Origin of the sequence: Caulobacter sp., from assembly GCF_017744445.1 — a bacterium.
Taxonomy (GTDB): Bacteria; Pseudomonadota; Alphaproteobacteria; order Caulobacterales; family Caulobacteraceae; genus Caulobacter.
Map to the genome: position 1 here is coordinate 1 of NZ_JAGIBH010000073.1, position 809 is coordinate 809.

General features: G+C 69.3%; 1 protein-coding gene. It reads left to right on the top strand.

The genetic code is table 11. The features are described from left to right. Window positions 1–809 (top strand): glycoside hydrolase family 3 protein (locus J7528_RS23675; RefSeq protein ID WP_291879758.1); only part of this gene is annotated, 809 nt, incomplete at both ends.

Genomic DNA, 809 nt, shown 5'->3' on the forward strand with positions numbered 1-809 from the left:
GTCTATGCCTGCGAGAACCCGTTCCTGCTGGGCAAGGTGCTGAAGGGAGACTGGAAGTATCCCGGCTGGGTGATGTCGGATTGGGGCGCTTCGCATAGCCTGGCGCCGGCCCTGCAGGCGGGCCTGGACCAGGAGTCGCCGCAGGACGACCCGTACTTCGGCGGCCTCAAGGCGGCGGTAGAGCGTGGCGAGGTTTCGGCCGAGCGCGTGCGCGACGCAGCCTATCGCATCTTGCGCAGCTTCTACGCCGCCGGCGTGGTGGACGATCCGGCCAAACCGGGCGGCGCGATCGACAAGGACGCTCATGCCGACGTCGCCGAGAAGGTGGCGCTGCAGGGCATGGTGCTGCTGAAGAACGACGGCGTGCTGCCCCTGGCGGCGACCGCCAGGAAGATCGTCGTGATCGGCGGTTTCGCCGACAAGGGCGTGCTGTCGGGCGGCGGCTCCTCGCAGGTGATGCCGTACGGCGGCCACTTCGTGGACCGGCGCGGCCGCGAAGGCATCGCGGCCATTCTGGCCCCGGTCTATGGTCTGTCCTCGCCGCTGGCGGCGCTGAAGGACCTGCGCTCGGACGCCGACATCCAGTTCGACGATGGCTCTGATCCGGCGCGCGCCGCCGCCCTGGCCAAGGGCGCGGACGTGGCTATCGTCTTCGCCGTGCGGCCGGAAGAGGAGGGGATGGACGCCATCGCCCCCAGCCTGCCCAACGGCCAGGACGAGCTGATCGCCGCTATCGGTGCGGCCAATCCTCATACGGTCGCGGTGCTGGAGACCGGCAACCCGATCCTGATGCCGTGGCTGTCGAAGGT